Source organism: Photorhabdus namnaonensis, assembly GCF_001684335.1.
Classification (GTDB): Bacteria; Pseudomonadota; Gammaproteobacteria; order Enterobacterales; family Enterobacteriaceae; genus Photorhabdus; species Photorhabdus namnaonensis.
The window spans coordinates 473,195-493,555 of sequence record NZ_LOIC01000018.1 but is presented as its reverse complement, the minus strand read 5'-3'; the positions used below and the strand labels follow the sequence as shown (position 1 = coordinate 493,555).

Sequence of the window (20,361 nt, the reverse complement as noted above, 5' to 3'; positions counted from 1 at the left end):
TTAAACCTGTTAAACCTGTTAAACCTGTTAAACCTGTTAAACCTGTTAAACCTGTTAAACCTGTTAAACCTGTTAAACCTGTTAAACCCATCGTCTTTAACAAAACCTATGCACTTCTCCCTCCTGAATGCTAATTATGAGTAAAACGCGCTTTTAACATCAGGGGAAGAGGGATAACAAACAGCTCGAAGAATTATCATTTCGTTGGGCGTTCTTGCTTCTTGATGTATGTTGGCGAGAGTAAGCCACGCAATACATTCAAAACCAGCAAGGATAATGCCTTGCCGAAATTTATTTCCCGCCTTTATGCTGGCGGGAGTATCCTTTCAAGGAAAAAATAACGGCATTCAGTTCACTTTAGGAATACTTTTTGTTGTTTCCCGCTATTGTTTACCATAACGAAACTCAGATGAGAGTTTACTTATCCCAAGCCCATTAATTTTTTTAACTTTGATCTGCACGGGTATCCGTTCTTTCATGGCTTCAATGTGGCTGATAACACCGATGGTTTTACCGGAAGCATTTAAATGGTCCAGCGCGTCAAGGGCAATATCAAGGGTTTCTTGATCAAGTGTGCCAAAGCCTTCATCCAGGAATAGTGAATCGATACTGGTTTTATTGCTGACTAAATCAGATAGTGCTAAAGCCAAGGCGAGGCTGACCAGAAAACTTTCGCCGCCAGAAAGCGTTTTGGTATCACGAATAGCATCGGCTTGCCAGGTATCAACCACTTGCAGTTCAAGACCATCACTGTTTTTGCGTTGCAAATCGTAGCGTCCGTGCAATTTTTTCAGCCGTTGATTGGCGAGATGAACCAAATGATCCAGTGTTAATCCTTGAGCAAAGCGACGGAATTTAGCGCCATCAGCCGAACCAATCAGGTTATTAAGATAACTCCAGTCATCATAATTTTGTTGGCAATGATTGATCTCTTCCAATAAGGATTTTTGCTGTTGATGGCGTGTTGCATCATTACCAAGCAGGTTTTTCAGCTCTCCTTGTTGTAAGGTGTTTCTTTTTAGCTCATCAATAAGGCTTTCCAACTGTTCGGTCAGTTGTGATTTTGTATATTGATCAAGTAATTCAGGGCGATTTTTCCGATGCTGTTGCAGGGCCTCTATCGCTTTCTGGCATAGGGCGTTGGCTTGTATTTGCTGTTGTTCAAGTTGTTCTTTGAGTTGTCGCAATTCCTTACGTTGTTCTTGTGTTAACAGTGCTGCTTCAAGGGCATGTTGATCGGTAAATGGGCTTTTAGCTAACGCAAGATTGAAGTTCTGTTCAGCCTGCTGTTTTTGTTGTTCAGATTGGCGACAGTTTTTTTCTGTCTCATGAATAGCACCGGTTAGTTGGTTGATGTTGGATTGCGCCTGTTGCAGATGTGACAATGCCTGTTTGTGCATTTCCTCCAGCTTTTGAGATTGTTGTTGTAGTGCTTGAGTGATTTCCGTAACGGATTGTTCACCAAATAGCTTTTTGCGTTGTTGTTGTGTCTCTGCGAATTGTTGTTTCTGCTGTTGTTCTGTTTGATTAAGCTCGTTTAAACGGGATATATATTCTTCTTTCTGTTTATGCAATGATTCAATCTGATTTTGGATAACCGCTTCTTCTTTTTGGATCTGTTGCCAGTTTTCATGACAGTTTTGATATGCCTGCCACTCTTTTCTACGTTGTTGCAGCCAGTTTTCACTTTCATTCAGCATTGGCAGTGATAAATCATATTGCTGTAATTCGGATGTCATTTTTTCGATGACATCCGTCAGCTTATGTTGCTGCTGTTGTCTCTCTGGTTGCAGTTCAGATAAGTGTTTTTTCAGTGTATTGTATTGATGCTTACTCAGTTCAATATTTCGCTCAATTTCTTTAACGTGCTCTTGATGAGCGGCCACTGTTTTTTCTGTTTTCTGGTACGTTTTTTCTGTTAGTTCAAGTTCGGTTAATTGGGTTTGGCAAAGCTGATGAGCAGATTGGTTTTGTTGCACAAATAGTTCGAGAGCGGGTTTATCTGAAAGAGAAATGTCGATCTGTAATATTGCGCAAGTTTCCTGCCATTGTTGAGTTAATACATTCAATCGTGGTTCAGCATCAGCAATTTCTTGCAAAATATGGTCGTATTGTTGCTGTTGGAACTCTTTTTTATTGACCAATGATATTTTAGTGGCTTGTAACTCGTCGAATTGCAGACGTAAATCTTTTAACCGTTGTTCTGATTTTGGCAGTTCAATATTTTGATAAGCTTGAATGGCAGGATGATGTTCAGAACCGCACAGTGGACAAGGGGAGCCTTCCTTGAGTTGCGCCCGTTCTTTTTCCAGACTGACAATCTTTTGTTCTAACTGAATACGTTGAGTCAGATCGGCTAAATGTTGCTGTTTGTCTGAGAGTTGTTTATCGATGGATTCAATTTGAACAGGAAGTTCCTTTAATAATTTTTCCGGTTGTTGTAAGCGAATATGGTGATTGGCAATAGCGGCTTGTAATTGCAAGAGTTGCGGCGACAAGATTTCCAGTTTATGTTGCAGCGGTAGCTGTTCCTGATATCGAGTTAATTGTTTTTTTAATTTCTCCGGCGAATATTGTTTTTGCAGAGTAAAAAATTGTTGCTTAGCTTGTTCAAATGCCAGTTCCAGCGGTTGGTTATTTTCAATCTGTTGTTTTAAATCTTCTCCTTGTTTGTTCAGATTATCGTTAAGTTGCGCGATTTCGGCGGTGAGTTCGCCAATTTTTTGCGTTTGGTGATCAATTTGTTGCTGCTGTTCTTGCCGCCAGGAGAATTGATGTTGCCAAAAAGCCAGCTTTTCACCGAAATATTGATGATAAGGTTGTTGTTCGAAATAGTTTTCCAGTTGTTTTCTTTGATTGATGAATGATAGGGCGCGCTGATTTGCGGTGTCATATTGCTGACAACGGTTTTCAAGTGCGGTTTTCTGTTCGTTGATTTGTTGCTGAGTAAGATTGAGTTCTTTAATCTGCACCGCAATTTGATGATCTAATGGAATCACCTGTTCTGTTATCAGCTTTTCTTGTTGTTGCCGGTGTTGTTGGTGTGCGGTTCTGGCAGAATCTGCATGAGTCACGTTTTGCTGTGTCGGCGTGAGCGTCTGTTGTTGTTGTTGAAGTTGCTGATGCATCTCTGCCAACTGTTTGCTGATTCTCTGATGTTCATATTGCGTTCGGTTTTTATCATCCAGCAATGGGCGCAATGTTTCTGCCGGTTCACTGATAGCCAGTTTTTGCAGTTGCGGCTCTGCGTGAGTAAGCGCCTTTTCTGCCTGTTGTAAGGAAGCGTTATTTTCAGTAACAAGTTGCTTAAGTTCTTCCTCACGTGTCAGCCATTGTGCCGAATGTTGCACTGTTTTTATCTGCTGATTGAGCTGTAATTCAGCATGGGTGAGCTGTTGCTGTTGTTCCAGATATTGTTGATGTTGCTCTGCTGTTAACAAATCAATGGCGGATGCTTTGGCTTGCAGAATATCCAGCTTTGATTGTGCTTGTTTATGTTGTTGGTAGATTTGTTGAGATAAAATTCCGTAAATTTCAGTACCGGTTAACTCTTCCAATAAATCAGCCCGTTCGTTTGGCTGAGCATTGAGGAAAGCGGCGAAATCCCCTTGGGAGAGCAACATAGATTTGGTGAAACGGCCGTAATCTAATCCGGTAATTTCAATGATTTTCTCTTTTTTATCTAGTGGCTTATCGGCCAGAATTTTGCCGTTGTGACTGAGTGCTAGCTCCGCTTTAGGGGCTTGCAGATTGCCATTCGGTTGATTACGCGCTCGTCGTTGGCTCCAGAAAGCACGGTAAGCGACACCTTTCACTTCAAACTCAACTTCAGCTAATGATTCCGCGGTGTGTCGGGTCATTAGCTCATTTTGTGAGGTAGAAATCGTTAAGCGTGGGGTTTCGTGATAAAGCGCAAGGCAGATTGCATCCAACAAGGTGGTTTTGCCAGCACCGGTAGGGCCGGTTATGGCGAACAGACCATTGCTGGCAAACGGCTCTGCTGTGAAATCAATTTTCCATTCACCTTGTAATGAATTAATGTTCTTTAGCCGTAGACTCAAAATCTTCATGCCTGCTCCTCCTTGTTTTTAGCCTGATAGATATCGTTCACTGTTTGTTCGAAAAGAGTAGTCAGACGTCTTTTATGTTCTTCATCTTCGAGTGCTGATTGGGCAAGTCGTCGGGCAAAAACCTCATTAACGCTAAGTTCTGTCAGGGTTTCTCTGTTTTCTTGCGCTAGCCTATTTTGCTGCTGTGTCTTACTACGTCGTAGCAGAATCACTTCGACAGGAAGCTCTGCAACCATTGATTGAATTCTTTTCTGAATATCATGGAGGTAATCTTGGGTGGCAACTTCAATATCCAGCCAGACGGGTTGCTCTCCTTGATGGTCATTAAAAGTTTTTAACTGTTGCTCAATCTGTTGTAGATTGCCCTTGATAAGTTGCATGGGCTGATATTGTGGAATGGGTAAAAGCTTAATAGATTCTAGTTTGTCTTGGGTAAATTCCACCAAACAGACGCTTTTCTCTTGCCCGACTTCATCGAAACTAAGAGGAATCGGGGAGCCGCTGTAGCGAATATGTTCAGATTTAGCCACAATTTGCGGCCGGTGAATATGCCCAAGGGCAATATAGTCTACCGGCGGGAACGCTTGTGCCGGGAATGCGTCCAATGTACCGATATAAATATCCCGCACTGAATCTGTAACCGTGGCGCCAACGGTCGTTAGGTGTCCGGTAGCAATGATAGGTAAAGGCAAATTCAATTCATCACGTAATTCACACGCTTGCTGATAGAGTCGATGATAGTGTTTTGCAATGGCTTCTTGTAATACGACTTGTTTTTGTTCTCCTGACTGACCAGCTTGGCTGATCATAATATCTCTTGGCCGCAGAAAAGGGATTGTACAAAGAATTGCACCGGCATTGCCTTGTTTGGTGGTGAGTACTTTTATCTGTTTTTGTGGATCTTTTTCTGCGTGAGAGATAACGGTGGTATTCAGGCAGGAAAGGAGTTCTTTTGATTCATTTAATGTTGCGACTGAATCATGGTTACCACCAAGGATAATTAACTGACAACCGGTAGGCTGTAGTTCAACGATAAAGCGATTATATAGCTCACGGGCGTAGCTAGGCGGTGAGCCGGTATCAAATACATCTCCGGCAACAATTAATGCATCGGCTTGGTAGTTTTCGATCTGTTTAATCAGCCAGCACAGAAAATGTTGATGTTCAGCAGCCCGGCTTTTTGTAAAAAAATATTGGCCGAGATGCCAGTCCGAAGTGTGAATAATACGCATAGTTTCGCCGTCATTGGTTAGAGTGAAGCATGATTATAATCGCTATATTCTGAATGTCGCTTTTAAATCCAATCTCTTGAATATATCTCCGAGCGGCTTCGCATTCATTATGAAATATGACAATTGTTAAATTAATTATTGCGAAATAGATTGCAGATAGCGGATAACCAAGGCAGGATTTCATAAATTTGTCATAAAACTGACGCATAATGCTTTTTCAAATTAGTCTGTTATCAGGTGCGCCGTAAAACCTCGTTCTTTAAGGCGTAGTGGATGTCAACTCAATATATTAACGGGATTAATCATGGCAAGACGCATTCTGGTAGTTGAAGATGAAGCTCCGATTCGTGAGATGGTCTGTTTTGTTCTGGAAAAAAACGGGTATCAGCCGGTAGAAGCAGAGGATTATGATTCTGCGTTGGCATGTTTATCTGAGCCATATCCTGATTTAGTGTTGTTGGATTGGATGCTTCCCGGCGGCTCTGGTTTGCAGATAATTAAGCAGATGAAACGGAATAATAGTATCCGCGATATTCCGGTGATGATGCTGACTGCCCGTGGTGAAGAGGAAGATCGGGTGCGTGGCCTCGAAGTTGGGGCGGATGACTATATCACCAAGCCTTTCTCCCCTAAAGAGCTGGTTGCCAGAGTTAAAGCTGTATTACGGCGTATTTCACCGATGGTAATGGAAGATATTATCGAAATGAATGGCTTGATTTTGGATTCAACCTCCCATCGGGTGACCAGTCAGGATAAAGCATTGGATATGGGGCCGACGGAATTTAAATTATTGCACTTCTTTATGACTCACCCTGAACGGGTCTATAGCCGTGAACAGTTGCTTAATTATGTTTGGGGCGCAAATGTTTATGTTGAAGATAGAACTGTTGATGTCCATATCCGCCGTTTACGTAAAGTATTAGAGATTGGCGGCCATGATAAAATGGTGCAGACCGTTCGTGGTACGGGTTACCGTTTTTCTACCCGTTACTAAATCCACGCACCGGAGAATCTAATGTGTTAGAACGTTTATCCTGGAAGAAACTGGTTTCAGAACTGTTTCTCTTTTGTTTGCCCGCGTTAATTTTGTCGATATTTATCGGTCATTTATCTTGGTGTTTATTTGTTGCGATGTTTTTGGTGCTGATATGGCATGGTTATAACTTGCTAAAACTGTCGAATTGGCTATGGCTGGATCGCAGTATGTTGCCGCCGTCGGGGCGAGGAGGGTGGGAGCCAATTTTTTATGGTATTCACCAGATGCAGCAACGGAATCGAAAACGGCGTCGTGAGCTGGCGCTGTTGATCAAACGGTTTCGTAGCGGGGCGGAATCATTGCCCGATGCTATTGTGATGATGACAACAGAAGGTCATATTTTCTGGTGTAACCGCCTGGCGCAACATTTACTCGGTTTTCGTTGGCCTGAAGACAATGGGCAGCATATTTTTAATTTACTCCGCTACCCTGATTTTAGCCGATATATCCTTTCCAGAGATTTTTCACGTCCTTTATCCATTGAATTAAATAATGGTTTCACGGTTGAGTTCCGGGTGATGCCTTATACTGAGGGCCAATTCTTAATGGTTGCCAGAGATGTGACTCAGAAGCGAACACTAGAAAATGCCCGTCGTGACTTTTTTGCCAATGTCAGTCATGAAATGCGTACTCCTTTAACCGTTTTGCAGGGTTATTTGGAAATGATGAAGGATCAGGCAGAGGATAATCCGCTAAGTAAGAAAGCGTTGAATACGATGCAGGAGCAAACTCGAAGGCTGGACAGTTTGGTAAAACAATTGTTGCAACTGTCTAAAATTGAAGTCGCTCCCCAGATTGATATGAATGAAGTGGTTGATGTGCCTTTGATGCTTAAAGTATTGCGTCAGGAAGCCACGGCACTGGGTAATGAATGTTATAAGATTAATTTTGATATTGGCGAAGGGCTAAAAGTGTTCGGCAATGAAGAGCAGCTTCGCAGTGCAATGTCGAATTTGGTTTATAACGCAGTTAATCATACCCCGAAAGGGACTCAAATTGATGTCAGTTGGAAAAAGAATTCCCACGGCGCTGAATTTACTGTGAAAGATAATGGGCAAGGCATCAGTGCTGAACATCTACCTCGTTTGACCGAACGTTTTTATCGGGTGGATAAAGCACGCTCTAGACAAACAGGAGGAAGCGGTCTTGGTCTTGCGATTGTGAAACATGCCTTACATCATCATCATTCTCATCTTGAAATTTCCAGCGAAATAGGGAAAGGGACGACCTTTAGTTTTACTTTACCGCCAGGATTGATTGTACCTGTTAAAATAACCAGCAGAAGAGATAGGAATAGTTTGATTAACAGTAATAATTAATCTTCGCAATTGATTATTATTTTTTCAGGTTAAAAAAAACGCAAATCATATAGTGTTTATTCAATGATAGCTAACAGCAATCACTAGTTTTGAAAAAGAGTACGGCATATACTTCTGCATTCTGGTTTATCTATTGCCTTCTGGCACTATAAAAGTTTTACTTGTGGGCAGTTGTTGGCGATTCTATCTATAATAATCGCTATAATCTGTCTTCAACAGATACCTGGTGAATATTATTTTGATAATAAATCGTTAAATTAGGGTTCAATGTTGTCAATATGGGCTTAGCTATTGACAGTATTTATATTATTCAGGCCATAGATATGGTAACAAAATATTAATAATCATTATGACACATCGTTTATCATCTAAGGATATTTGGGCATTAGGGTTTATGACTTTTGCTCTGTTTGTGGGGGCGGGAAATATTATTTTTCCCCCGATGGTGGGGTTACAATCAGGTGAATATGTTTGGTTAGCAGCACTGGGCTTTCTAGCGACGGCGGTTGGTTTACCCGTCATTACAATCATCGCATTGGCAAAAGTTGGCGGTGGTATTGAAGAGCTGAGTTCACCTATTGGTAAAGTTGCTGGTTTGCTGCTGGCGACAGTTTGTTATTTGGCTGTTGGTCCTTTATTCGCTATCCCACGGACCGCAACTGTCTCTTTTGAAGTAGGCATTGCCCCGCTTACCAGTACCGGCGAGTTATCCCTGTTTATCTACAGTCTTATTTATTTTGTGTTGGTAATTGCTGTTTCCCTGTACCCAGGCCGTTTGCTTGATACTGTCGGGCATGTGTTAGCGCCTATCAAGATGTTGGCGTTAGGTATACTTGGTGTTGCTGCTTTACTTTGGCCGGCCGGTGATTCAATTCCAGCGATTGATGTTTATCAGCAAATCCCATTCTCCAGTGGCTTCGTCAATGGTTATCTGACGATGGATACGCTGGGAGCGATGGTATTTGGGATTGTTATTGTTAACGCCGCGCGTTCAAGAGGCGTTGCTTCGTCTTCATTATTAACTCGTTATGCAATGTGGGCTGGTTTTATTGCCGGTCTTGGTCTGATACTGGTCTATCTTTCCCTGTTCAAGTTGGGAGCGGGTAGTGGATCGTTAGTGCCTCATGCAGAAAATGGCGCGGTTATTTTGCATGCCTATGTTCATCATACTTTTGGTGGTGTTGGCAGTCTTTTCCTGGCTGTACTGATTTTTGTCGCCTGTATGGTGACGGCGGTTGGATTAACCTGTGCATGTGCTGAGTTTTTCAGCCGCTATTTGCCCCTGTCTTATCGTTCATTGGTTTTGATCCTTGGAGGATTCTCCATGTTGACTTCTAACCTTGGTTTGAGTCATTTGATTAAGATTTCTATACCGGTACTGACAGCTATTTATCCACCTTGTATCGTTCTGATTGTGCTAAGTTTTACGCTGTGCTGGTGGCACAATTTTACCCGCATTTTGGCTCCAGTAATGTTAATTAGTCTGATATTTGGTATTTTGGATGCGATTAAGTCATCTGAAGCACTGGTTTATTTGTTGCCAAACTGGGCGACACGTTTACCACTGGCGGACCAAGGGTTGGCTTGGTTAGCACCATCCCTGTTGGTTTTAGTTGTGGCTGGTATTTATGACCGCGTTTTAGGGCGTTCTGGTACTCGCGAGACTCAAACGCATTAGTGATGATGTTTGTTTCTCTGATTGTTTGCCATTGTCAGATGTTTAGGGAAAGTATGGGATGGGGTTCCTGAGAAAAGGATCTCCCATCCCGATATTGCCTACACAGATTAGCTATTTTTTTAGTTGTTGGTCATTTTGGTCATTAGTAACCAATAGCCGCACCGGCCGGGCGTCGGACATCATTGGCGCCATAAAAATGGTTTTCACGCACTTTACCAGATACGGCGGCATCATTGCCTGAAGAATTAGCTGAATCGCCAGCGGTTTTAGGTAAACCCACCATAATCACTTCAGCAGCGCCCCACGGTATCTGTTCCACCATCTTGTATCCCATTTTTTCTAGTAAATTCAATGAGTCTTTAGAAATACCACGTTGCTCATAATAAACTTCGTCGGGTAACCATTGATGATGAATGCGGGGGCTATTAACCGCTTCTTGAGGAGGCATCCCGTGCTCAATGATGTTTAAGGCAGTTTGCAGGGTAATAGAGATAATACGGGAGCCGCCGGGTGAGCCCAGAACAAGGAATATCTTGTTGTCTTTTGTGACAAGTGTCGGACTCATTGAGGATAGTGGGCGCTTACCAGGGGCAATAGAGTTAGTTGCGCCTTGAACGAGTCCATAAAGATTCTTCTCACCAATTTTAGTGGTGAAATCATCCATTTCATCATTGAGGAAGAAACCTGTCCCGGGGGCGATGACGACAGCGCCGAAAAGTCCGTTGATAGTATAGGTGGTTGAAACCGCATTACCTTCTTTGTCGACAATAGAGTAGTGTGTGGTTTCTGGTTTTTCATGGGGGCCAATACCTGGCTGAACATTCTCCGATAATGTCGCTTTACCTGGCTCTATTTTTTTACGTAGAGATTCAGCGTAATTCTTACTCAATAAGCGATCGATGGGATTTTTAACAAATTCTGGATCGCCAAGGTAAGTATTTCTATCCATGTAGGCATGACGCATGGCTTCTGTCAGTGTGTGAATATAATCAGCCGAGTTGAATCCCATTTCTTTGAGGTTGTAGCCTTCCAAGATATTCAAAATTTCACACATGGTTACTCCACCTGAACTCGGTGGCGGTGAAGAGATAAATTTATAACCGCGATAGTTACAGGTGACGGGGGTTGTTTCTGAGATTTTATAGTTGGCAAAATCAGCTTCGGTAATAATGCCGCCGGATTTTTTAGCAGCTTCGGCGACCAGTTTAGGAATATTGCCGTGGTAGAAAGCTTCCTGCCCTTTTTTGGCAATTAACTCCAACGTATTCGCCAAATCGGTTTGTATCAGCTTGTCGCCCGGTTGATAAGGAGAGCCATCTTTGCGTAGGAAGATACGGGCTGCTTCTGGATCTTTGCGGAAGCGTTTGATTGAGGTGTCCAGAATATCAGTGTCTGCACGGGTCAGTATAAAACCTTCTCGTGCCAGCTTAATCGCAGGCGCCATAACTTGTTCACGACTTAATTTGCCATATTTTTTTAGGGCGCTGTTTAACCCCATTACAGTTCCAGGCACACCGGCCGCGCGGTAACCATATAAACTTGATTCTTTAATAACATTGCCGTCTTTATCCAGATACATATCGGTACTTGCTGCATTTGGCGCGGTTTCGCGGAAGTTAATAAAAGTATTGGTGCCATCAGCCAAATGAATTGTCATAAAACCACCACCACCGATATTTCCACAACATGGATTAACAACGGCTTGGGCATAGCCAACGGCAACGGCTGCATCAACTGCGTTTCCTCCCATTTTTAGGATATCGACACCCACTTGTGAAGCAAGGTGTTGGGCTGAAACGACCATACCATTTTTAGCTTCAACAGCCGGTTGCGAAGCGGCATAAAGATGGGATGAGATAAGCAAGGATAAGATTGCCAGTGGTGTTTTCCATGTTTTCGACATATTGCGAGCTCCTGTTTTTTGGCGAGATTATTTTCGTCAGTTGTAATAAGCTGTTTTATTTACACTGATTTTAATGTTAAACAATTGTAAATTTAATTATAAATGGCGATGGTTATCAGGATGAGGGAGTTTTTGTGCGCAAGGTGGCAAAATGAGGAATTTCAGCAATAAAAAAACCAGCCGGAATAACCGGCTGGTCTGAATATGGGTAATATCTAAGGTTATAGTTTACCAGCGTTTTGAGACAGGTATTTAGCTACGCCATCTGGAGAGGCGCTCATACCTTCTTTACCTTTTTCCCACTGTGCAGGGCAGACATCACCGTGCTCTTCGTGGAATTGCAATGCGTCAACCATACGCAGCATTTCGTCAATGTTACGGCCCAGAGGCAGATCGTTAACGACTTGGTGACGAACCACGCCATTTTTGTCGATCAGGAAAGAACCGCGCAGAGCGACACCCGCATCTGGATGCTCAATGCCATATGCTTTTTGAATTTCACGTTTAGTATCGGCAACCATTGCATATTTAACTTCGCCAATACCACCTTGATCGATAGGAGTTTTACGCCATGCGTTATGGACGAATTCAGAATCAAAAGAAACACCGATAACTTCAACATCGCGCTTTTTGAACTCTTCGTAGCGGTGATCAAATGCGATCAGCTCAGAAGGGCATACGAAAGTAAAGTCCATTGGCCAGAAAAAGATAACCGCAGGTTTACCATTCAGGTGTTTTTTCAGGTTGAAATTCCCAACTATTTCGCCGTTGCCGAGGACTGCTGCTGCTGTAAAGTCAGGGGCTTGACGAGTTACCAGAACCATGAGTTACTCCTGTAGTTTTACGAGGTTTATGTAAAAATTAGATATAGAATAAAGAATTAGCGTACACCAATAAAGGATAAAATACTAATCTTTGCAATAGATTTTACCTATTAATACTTTATTTTTATTTTCTTTACCTTAATAAGATAGGGGATTTTTGCAAAGGTTTATTTGGATTCGAACCTATTACTTACCTACATTTACTTACATGCCGATTTTTGTGTCCATCATTTATTCTCCAGCATAGATGGGCAATTTGTAGTTATTGGAATAAGAACTTACTGAAATAAGTTAAATAATTATGTTACTTAAGATTTGGCTTCTCTCGGTTCAATGCTGGCTAGCAAAGTAAATTCTCCCATAGTGAAAGCGCTGATGAATGGGATAAAAGTACCAGCTATCAATGTGGCGATGGTCAGCCAGTTCTCCCGGATTGCCGGTAGCGTAGCGGGTTACTTAGGAGCGCTGGTTTCCTTCTATGATGCAAGTAACGCTTTCAAAGTGGGTAATAACATAGAAGGTTATAGCTTAGTAGCAATAGGAACAGGCTCCACCATTTTAACAACTGCAATCTGGATCGGAGCGGCGGTAGGCTCCTTCCTGACTGCGGGTGTACCCACTGCGATAGTCGTCGGGGCTAGTTTGCTTATCGGTGGCAGTATTGTACAAGCTAGCAGTGCCTGGTCAGATTTGGAGAAAGTGCTGAATAACTGTTTCTGGGGAGCAGGAGATAAGTATGGTTTTTGGGGAGATGATAGTAGACCAAGTATATTAAGACAGCTAGAAAATGCACGAAAAATGAATGCTACGACTCAAAATCATTTTATTATCGAAAACTAGGAATTTTTAAATCTGTTTATTCAGCCACAACTGAAAATACAGCAGGGATTTGGTGTTACTACCTATCGTTTCACTTTGTCTGTTTTTCAGATGAGTCTCTCAAATATCCTCTAGATCTTTGTAACCTCGGCTAAAACTTTTTACTGGGGAGAAGAAGTTGATTATATTGAGATTAACCGCCTCAAATATCCCCTGATACTTTCCGCAATACCAAGTTTAGGGAAGCTCAGGAAAAAGCCAAACTCACACTGAATGGTGATACCGCAACACTGGAGGTAGTAATTACGGAAACGAAGGGCACTTTCCCCCGCGGTAGCGAACTGTACTGGTATTATGAATAATCAGCAAATGTCATTGCTCCTCTACGCTACTTTTGGGGAGAGAAACCCACAGTAGAAAATACCATTAAGGGTAGTTTTGACGGAGAACGAACTCTATGAAGCAACGCCTAAAAAGCCTACTCAAAGAATGGTTTCCCTCTATTCATCCACTGCCAGCCCAATGGCTGGCACGCTGGAAAAAGAAATTCTGACTGCGCCACCGGATATCAAGGATGAAGAAATCGTTAAACACGCGAAAGTAGCGTACTGTAAAAATCCTTATTTTCCGCTTTTTCCATCATATAGGGGTAAAATTGCCAGAATAGTGCTTCAAAGTCAGCGTAATGTTGTTCTATATCCTGAAATGATCCAGATAAAGCCGATAATCTGGGATGTCTTCGGGCCATGCCTGTTAATACATCTGCGATAAATGCAAGATCTGCATAGCGGATCAGCCAGTTTTGCGGCCATAAAAATTCATTCAGCTCCTGAAATTTTTCAGGAGTGTAATAAAGATGAGGTTCAATCTGGTTTCGAGCATGGTGAATAAATGTCGGTAATGAGTAAGTGGGAACTAATTTATCCCAATACAAGGAGAGGAAGTGATCCCAGATAATATCCAAAGTGATCGGCGCAACCCGTCGATATGAATCACTGAATAAATGACGGGCTTGAATAACCAATGGATGGGTATCTGTTAATACATCAACACGCCGATGCATACGGATACCTGCAACCACATCAGCGCTGTATTGCCCCTCTGGATTACCACGCACAAAATCTGCCATCAGATTCCCTAACAGGGAACTGTTAGCCAGAGTAGCTAAATGTAGGTGAGCGAGAAAATTCATTCGGTGATTATAATATAAATCCGCGAAGTTATGTGCTTATTTGTTGCACCCTCGGAGCTGCGGCACTAGACTAGTCCGCCTGTTTTTCTGAATGATTAAATATAATGCGTGTCTCCGATTTTACTTTTGAACTTCCTGACGAAATGATTGCTCATTACCCTCAACCACAACGCAGTGGCTGCCGTTTGCTCTCGCTTGATGGTGATACGGGGGCATTAACGCATGGTATTTTTACGGATGTTATCGATAAGCTGAATGCCGGAGATTTACTGGTTTTCAATAATACCCGTGTCATACCTGCGCGTATTTTCGGCCGAAAGGCTACGGGCGGTAAGCTGGAAGTGTTGGTTGAACGGGTGTTGGATGATAAGCGGGTACTTGCACATGTGCGTGCTTCCAAAGCGCCAAAAGAGGGAACTGAGCTGTTGTTGGGTGACAATGAAAGTCTTAAAGCAACCATGTTGGCCCGCCATGATAGCCTGTTCGAGATACGTTTTGATGATGAGCGCGATGTGTTGTCCATTTTGGATGACATAGGTCATATGCCTTTGCCACCTTATATTAATCGTCCTGATGAAGAGGCAGACCGTGAGTTGTATCAAACTGTATATAGTGAACGGCCCGGTGCGGTAGCCGCGCCAACCGCCGGTCTTCATTTTGATGAGCCATTATTGGAAGCGCTGCGTAAAAAGGGCGTGGAGATGGTTTTTGTGACACTGCATGTTGGTGCCGGTACTTTCCAACCAGTGAGGGTGGAGACTATTGAAGACCATATTATGCATGCTGAATATGCAGAAGTGCCGCAGGATGTGGTTGATGCTGTGCTGGCGTGTAAGGCGCGAGGCAACAAAGTTGTTGCCGTTGGCACAACGTCAGTGCGATCGCTGGAAAGTGCAGCAAAAGTCTGCCAGGATGGGTTAATTGCGCCATTTTTTAATGACACGCAAATTTTTATCTATCCGGGTTTTGAATATCAGGTTGTGGACGCGTTGATTACTAATTTCCATTTGCCGGAATCGACACTTATCATGTTGGTTTCTGCGTTTGCGGGTTATAAAAATACGATGAATGCTTATAAAGAGGCGGTTGCAGAAAAATACCGTTTCTTTAGTTACGGTGATGCGATGTTTATTCGTCGTAATCCCTTAGCTTGCAAGGAAAAGATTTCTTAATTTAATGTAATAATTATGGCATTGACTGGAATATATTGTTGAAGTTGTTGAAAATAGGATTATGTGAATATCTCAGCTCAACGGTAAATTTCAACTTTGTCTGGTTTTAAACAACAGCATCGGACTGTTTATCTGATGCCTGGAGGTTAAGTGAAATTTGAATTACAAACTACTGATGGTCAAGCCCGTCGTGGTCGTCTGATTTTTGAGCGTGGCGTGGTAGAAACGCCGGCATTTATGCCAGTTGGGACTTATGGCACGGTAAAAGGGATGACACCGGAAGAGGTAAAGGAAACCGGCGCGCAAATCCTGCTGGGCAATACTTTCCATCTGTGGCTACGCCCAGGGCAGGAAATCATGAAACTTCATGGTGATCTGCATGGGTTTATGCAATGGCATGGTCCAATCTTGACGGATTCAGGCGGTTTTCAGGTATTTAGCCTTGGCGCAATGCGTAAAATCAAAGAGGAAGGTGTACATTTCCGTAACCCAATCAATGGTACCCCAGTTTTCCTTAGCCCAGAAAAATCGATGGAAATTCAGTATGATTTGGGCTCTGATATTGTCATGATTTTTGATGAATGTACGCCATATCCTGCTGATTGGGATTATGCGAAACGTTCGATGGAGATGTCCTTACGTTGGGCGGCGCGTAGTCGTAAGCGTTTTGATGAATTACAGAATAAAAACGCGTTGTTTGGTATTATTCAGGGAAGTATTTACGAAGATTTACGTGACGTTTCAGTAAAAAGCCTGGTAGAGATTGGTTTTGATGGATACGCTGTAGGTGGTCTGGCGGTAGGCGAGCCTAAAGAGGATATGCACCGTATTCTTGAGCATGTCTGTCCGCAAATCCCGCAAGATAAACCGCGCTATCTGATGGGCGTGGGGAAACCAGAAGATTTGGTGGAGGGGGTTCGTCGCGGCATTGATATGTTTGATTGTGTGATGCCAACCCGAAATGCCCGTAATGGTCATCTTTTTGTGACCAATGGTGTGATTAAGATCCGTAATGCCAAACATAAAGAGGATACTTCTCCGCTGGATGAGCAGTGTGACTGTTATACTTGTCGGAATTATAGTCGGGCATATTTGCATCATCTCGACCGTTGTAACGAAATTCTTGGTGCGAGGCTGAATACTATCCATAATTTGCGGTATTATCAGCGCTTGATGGCTAAGATTCGTCAAGCTATCGAAGAGGGTAATCTTGAACAGTTTGTTGAAGATTTTTATCAACGGATTGGTAAACCCGTTCCGGCATTAAGTATTTGACTTAAGTAGTGATTGACTGGTTTCAGTGTGTATAGCATATTGCGGCTGGTTTTTGATTACTATTGAATTTGATAACAATGAGGGAAGTTTAATGAGTATTATTTCTGAAGCAGCAGCATCTGCTGGCGCACCGGCTCAGGGAAGCCCATATTCTTTGATCATCATGCTGGTCGTTTTCGGCTTGATCTTCTACTTCATGATCCTGCGTCCACAACAGAAACGTACCAAAGAACACAGAAAGCTGATGGATTCTATTTCCAAAGGTGACGAGGTGATGACCAATGGTGGTTTGATTGGTCGCGTCACTAAAGTTTCTGACACGGGTTATATCGTTGTAGCACTGAATGAGACTACTGAAGTGACCATTAAACGTGATTTCGTTGCTGCCGTTTTACCGAAAGGTACGATGAAAGCTCTATAATTTCTGATTTTCCCGAAGGGAACTGCCGTGCTAAACCGTTATCCTTTGTGGAAGTATCTGATGCTGATCGCTGCGATCCTCATCGGTTTGCTTTATGCACTTCCCAACCTTTATGGTGAGGATCCGGCTGTACAAATCACTGGCGCGCGAGGTATCGCCGCCAGTGAGCAAACGCTGGTCCAAGTCCATAATGTTTTAGAAAAGAATCAAATTGCGAGTAAATCTATTGCGCTGGAAAATGGCGCGATTCTTGCTCGTTTTAATAATTCCGATATTCAGCTTCGTGCCCGTGAAGTATTGATGTCCACATTAGGTGATCAATACGTGGTGGCATTGAACCTAGCGCCAGCAACACCAACCTGGTTAAGTAAGGTTGGAGCCGAACCAATGAAGTTGGGCCTTGATCTGCGAGGTGGGGTGCACTTCCTGATGGAAGTGGATATGGAAACTGCATTAGGCAAACTGCAAGAGCAGAATATTGATGGTCTGCGCACTGATTTGCGTGAAAAGGGTATTCCTTATTCCACTGTTCGTAAAATTGATAATTACGGTGTAGAAATCCGATTCCGCGATGAGAAAGCGCGTTCTGAGGCGGAAAACTATCTTACCGGTCGTCACCGTGATTTGGTTTTCAATATCGGAACCAATAATATCTTGACTGCGGTGATGAGTGATGAACGTCAGCGCGAAGCCCGTTCTTATGCGGTGCAGCAGAACATTACCATTCTGCGTAATCGTGTTAATCAATTGGGTGTGGCTGAACCATTGGTTCAGCGTCAGGGCGCTGACCGTATTGTGGTTGAATTACCGGGTATTCAGGATACTGCTCGCGCTAAAGAAATTTTGGGTGCGACAGCAACGTTGGAATTCCGTTTGGTTAATACCGGTATTGATTCTACCGCGGCTGCATCAGGCCGTGTGCCAGGTGATTCTGAGGTGAAAGACACACGTGACGGTAATCCGGTTGTGCTATATAAGCGTGTTATTTTGACCGGTGATCACATTACGGATTCAATCTCGGATGCCGATGAATACGGTAATCCACAGGTGAGTATTTCACTGGACAGCGCCGGTGGCACAGCGATGTCTAATTTCACTAAAGACAATGTTGGTAAGCCAATGGCGACATTGTTTGTGGAATATAAAGACAGTGGTAAGAAAGATGCCAATGGTCGAGCGGTGTTAGTTAAACATGAAGAAGTGATTAACGTTGCTAATATTCAGACTCGTCTGGGGAACAATTTTCGTATCACGGGCCTTTCCAACGCAACCGAAGCGCGTCAGTTATCCTTACTGTTACGTGCGGGGGCTCTGATTGCGCCGATTCAGATTGTGGAAGAGCGTACCATTGGGCCAACCCTTGGTCTGCAAAACATTGAACAAGGTTTAGAAGCTTGTCTGTGGGGCTTAATTGCATCAATTCTGTTTATGGTGATTTACTATCGCAAATTTGGCGTGATTGCGAGCAGTGCGTTGTTGGCTAATCTGGTGTTGATTGTCGGTATCATGTCTCTGCTGCCAGGAGCGACGTTAACCATGCCGGGGATCGCGGGTATTGTGCTAACGCTGGCGGTGGCGGTTGATGCTAACGTGCTGATTAACGAACGTATCAAAGAAGAATTGCGTAATGGCCGGACAGTGCAACAAGCGATACATGAAGGTTATAAAGGGGCTTTTTCCAGTATTATCGACGCTAACCTGACCACGTTGATTACTGCGGTCATTCTTTATGCTGTTGGTACCGGGTCAATTAAAGGCTTTGCGATAACAACGTCAATTGGTGTCGCGACTTCTATGTTCACCGCTATTGTAGGTACTCGAGGGATCGTCAACCTGCTATACGGCGGTAAACGTATTAAGAAGCTATCAATTTAAGGAGCACGTTGTGGCACAGGATTATACTGTTGAACAATTGAACTACGGTCGCAGAGTCTATGACTTTATGCGCTGGGACAACGTTGCTTTCGGAATTTCGTTGCTGCTGTTGGTAGCTTCTGTTTTTGTGATGGCAACCCGCGGATTTAACTGGGGACTCGATTTTACCGGTGGTACAGTAATCGAAATCAAACTCAGTCAATCTGCTGATCTGGATAAGATGCGTGATAGCCTGGCAAAAGCGGGTTTTGAAGATCCGCTGTTGCAAAATTTCGGTAGTAGCCGTGATGTCATGGTGCGTATGCCACCGGTTACGGGAGCGGCTAATGAGGAACTGGGTAAAAAGGTTATTAAGGTCATTAATGACACCATCGATAAAGATGCGAGTGTCAATCGTATTGAAATTGTTGGGCCGAGTGTCGGTGCTGAGCTCGCCCAAGATGGTGCAATGGCGTTACTGGCGGCGCTTGTCTGTATCTTGATTTATGTTGGGTTCCGTTTTGAGTGGCGTTTAGCATTGGGTGCGGTTCTTGCCCTTGCCCATGATGTCATCATCACGTTAGGGGTTCTGTCACTGTTTCATATCGAGATTGACCTGACCATTGTGGCATCTCTGATGTCGGTTATTGGTTACTCATTGAATGACAGTATCGTGGTTTCTGACCGTATCCGTGAGAACTTCCGTAAGATCCGTCGTGGTACGTCGTATGAAATTATGAATGTCTCTTTAACGCAAACATTGAGCCGTACAATCATGACGTCCGCGACTACCTTACTGGTGGTGCTGATGTTGTATATTTTCGGTGGCGCGATGTTGAAGGGGTTCTCACTAGCGATGTTAATCGGTGTTTCTATCGGTACGATATCTTCTATCTATGTTGCTTCCGCTTTAGCGTTGAAACTGGGTATGAAGCGTGAACACATGATCCAGCAAAAAGTTGAGAAAGAAGGGGCTGATCAGCCATCTTTGTTACCTTAATTATTCTGCCTTGATGCTGTTCAAACACCCTGTGAGTATCCGGCTGACAGGGTGTTTTTTATTCAGATTAAGGATAAACTGTAAATTTAGTTTGGATTAACCATCAGGAAACGATATGCATTGCCCATTTTGTGCTGCTGTTGATACCAAAGTGATTGACTCTCGTTTAGTAGGGGATGGCTCGCAGGTGCGCCGACGGCGCCAGTGTCTTGAGTGTCATGAACGATTCACCACTTTTGAAATGGCTGAACTGGTTATGCCTAGAGTAATAAAAAGTGACGATATCCGAGAGCCGTTCGATGAAGAAAAATTGCGCCGCGGTATGCAAAAAGCGCTGGAGAAACGTCCGGTCAGTTCTGATGATGTAGAAACGGCGATTAGCTATATTAAATCTCAGTTACGTGCTACCGGTGAACGGGAAGTTCCATCCAAAATGATTGGTAATCTGGTCATGGATGAATTGAAGAAATTGGATAAAGTTGCTTATATCCGTTTTGCTTCTGTTTATCGCAGCTTTGAAGATATTCGTGAATTTGGCGAAGAGATTGCTAAATTACAAGGTTGAG

Annotated in this window: 15 protein-coding genes; 10 read left to right on the top strand and 5 right to left on the bottom strand. The window is 43.3% G+C overall.

All coding sequences use genetic code 11. The annotated features are described in order from the left end of the window. Positions 1-383 precede the first annotated feature (383 nt). Positions 384-4,070 carry an AAA family ATPase gene (locus tag Phpb_RS04515; protein ID WP_065389344.1) on the bottom strand — a complete coding sequence of 1,229 codons (3,687 nt, stop codon included), beginning with the start codon at positions 4,068-4,070 and terminating at the stop codon, positions 384-386. Next, positions 4,067-5,302, bottom strand: a complete 1,236-nt coding sequence (gene sbcD, locus Phpb_RS04510) for an exonuclease subunit SbcD (RefSeq protein WP_065389343.1) — start codon at positions 5,300-5,302, stop codon at positions 4,067-4,069. The genes Phpb_RS04515 and sbcD overlap by 4 nt, the downstream gene beginning before the upstream one ends. 304 nt (positions 5,303-5,606) lie before the next feature. Here sbcD and phoB point away from each other — a divergent pair, with 304 nt between their 5' ends. From phoB to brnQ, 3 genes are all read left to right on the top strand, one after another. After that, a complete protein-coding gene (gene phoB / locus Phpb_RS04505) occupies positions 5,607-6,296 on the top strand; it encodes a phosphate regulon transcriptional regulator PhoB (RefSeq protein ID WP_065389342.1) in 690 nt (229 codons plus the stop codon). Positions 6,297-6,319: 23 nt separating this feature from the next. Then, positions 6,320-7,657 carry a phosphate regulon sensor histidine kinase PhoR gene (gene phoR / locus Phpb_RS04500; RefSeq protein ID WP_065389341.1) on the top strand — a complete coding sequence of 446 codons (1,338 nt, stop codon included), beginning with the start codon at positions 6,320-6,322 and terminating at the stop codon, positions 7,655-7,657. A 349-nt stretch (positions 7,658-8,006) separates the two neighbouring features. Next, positions 8,007-9,335: a branched-chain amino acid transport system II carrier protein gene (gene brnQ, locus Phpb_RS04495; RefSeq protein WP_065389340.1), complete on the top strand. Its 1,329-nt coding sequence runs from the start codon at positions 8,007-8,009 to the stop codon at positions 9,333-9,335. Positions 9,336-9,477: 142 nt separating this feature from the next. Here brnQ and ggt read toward each other — a convergent pair whose 3' ends face one another. Both ggt and Phpb_RS04485 read right to left on the bottom strand, forming a co-directional pair. Continuing rightward, positions 9,478-11,238: a gamma-glutamyltransferase gene (gene ggt / locus Phpb_RS04490; protein WP_065389339.1), complete on the bottom strand. Its 1,761-nt coding sequence runs from the start codon at positions 11,236-11,238 to the stop codon at positions 9,478-9,480. A gap of 221 nt (positions 11,239-11,459) precedes the next feature. After that, entirely contained in the window at positions 11,460-12,062 is a 603-nt protein-coding gene (locus Phpb_RS04485) for a peroxiredoxin C (protein ID WP_065389338.1), read from the bottom strand. Between the two features lie 375 nt (positions 12,063-12,437). On the opposite strand from Phpb_RS04485, the gene Phpb_RS04480 reads away from it, so the two are divergent. Further along, positions 12,438-12,902 (top strand): hypothetical protein, encoded by a 465-nt coding sequence (locus tag Phpb_RS04480; RefSeq protein ID WP_131817492.1) that lies wholly within the window; start codon positions 12,438-12,440, stop codon positions 12,900-12,902. Between the two features lie 565 nt (positions 12,903-13,467). Here the strand turns inward: Phpb_RS04480 and Phpb_RS04475 are convergent. Continuing rightward, entirely contained in the window at positions 13,468-14,073 is a 606-nt protein-coding gene (locus tag Phpb_RS04475) for an acyl carrier protein phosphodiesterase (RefSeq protein ID WP_065389336.1), read from the bottom strand. Between the two features lie 104 nt (positions 14,074-14,177). On the opposite strand from Phpb_RS04475, the gene queA reads away from it, so the two are divergent. The 6 genes from queA (at position 14,178) to nrdR (ending at position 20,360) form a co-directional block, all read left to right on the top strand. Then, on the top strand, positions 14,178-15,245 hold the full coding sequence (queA, locus tag Phpb_RS04470; RefSeq protein WP_065389335.1) for a tRNA preQ1(34) S-adenosylmethionine ribosyltransferase-isomerase QueA: 1,068 nt from the start codon (positions 14,178-14,180) through the stop codon (positions 15,243-15,245). 150 nt (positions 15,246-15,395) lie between these two features. Further along, positions 15,396-16,520 (top strand): tRNA guanosine(34) transglycosylase Tgt, encoded by a 1,125-nt coding sequence (tgt, locus tag Phpb_RS04465; RefSeq protein WP_065389334.1) that lies wholly within the window; start codon positions 15,396-15,398, stop codon positions 16,518-16,520. 91 nt (positions 16,521-16,611) lie between these two features. Next, complete coding sequence (gene yajC / locus Phpb_RS04460) at positions 16,612-16,941, top strand: preprotein translocase subunit YajC (RefSeq protein ID WP_036775066.1); 330 nt, start codon at positions 16,612-16,614, stop codon at positions 16,939-16,941. Between the two features lie 27 nt (positions 16,942-16,968). Next, entirely contained in the window at positions 16,969-18,816 is a 1,848-nt protein-coding gene (secD, locus tag Phpb_RS04455; RefSeq protein WP_075489382.1) for a protein translocase subunit SecD, read from the top strand. A 10-nt stretch (positions 18,817-18,826) separates the two neighbouring features. Continuing rightward, positions 18,827-19,795 carry a protein translocase subunit SecF gene (gene secF / locus Phpb_RS04450; protein ID WP_065389332.1) on the top strand — a complete coding sequence of 323 codons (969 nt, stop codon included), beginning with the start codon at positions 18,827-18,829 and terminating at the stop codon, positions 19,793-19,795. 115 nt (positions 19,796-19,910) lie between these two features. Next, positions 19,911-20,360 carry a transcriptional regulator NrdR gene (gene nrdR / locus Phpb_RS04445; RefSeq protein WP_065389331.1) on the top strand — a complete coding sequence of 150 codons (450 nt, stop codon included), beginning with the start codon at positions 19,911-19,913 and terminating at the stop codon, positions 20,358-20,360. The last annotated feature ends 1 nt before the right edge of the window (position 20,361 follow it).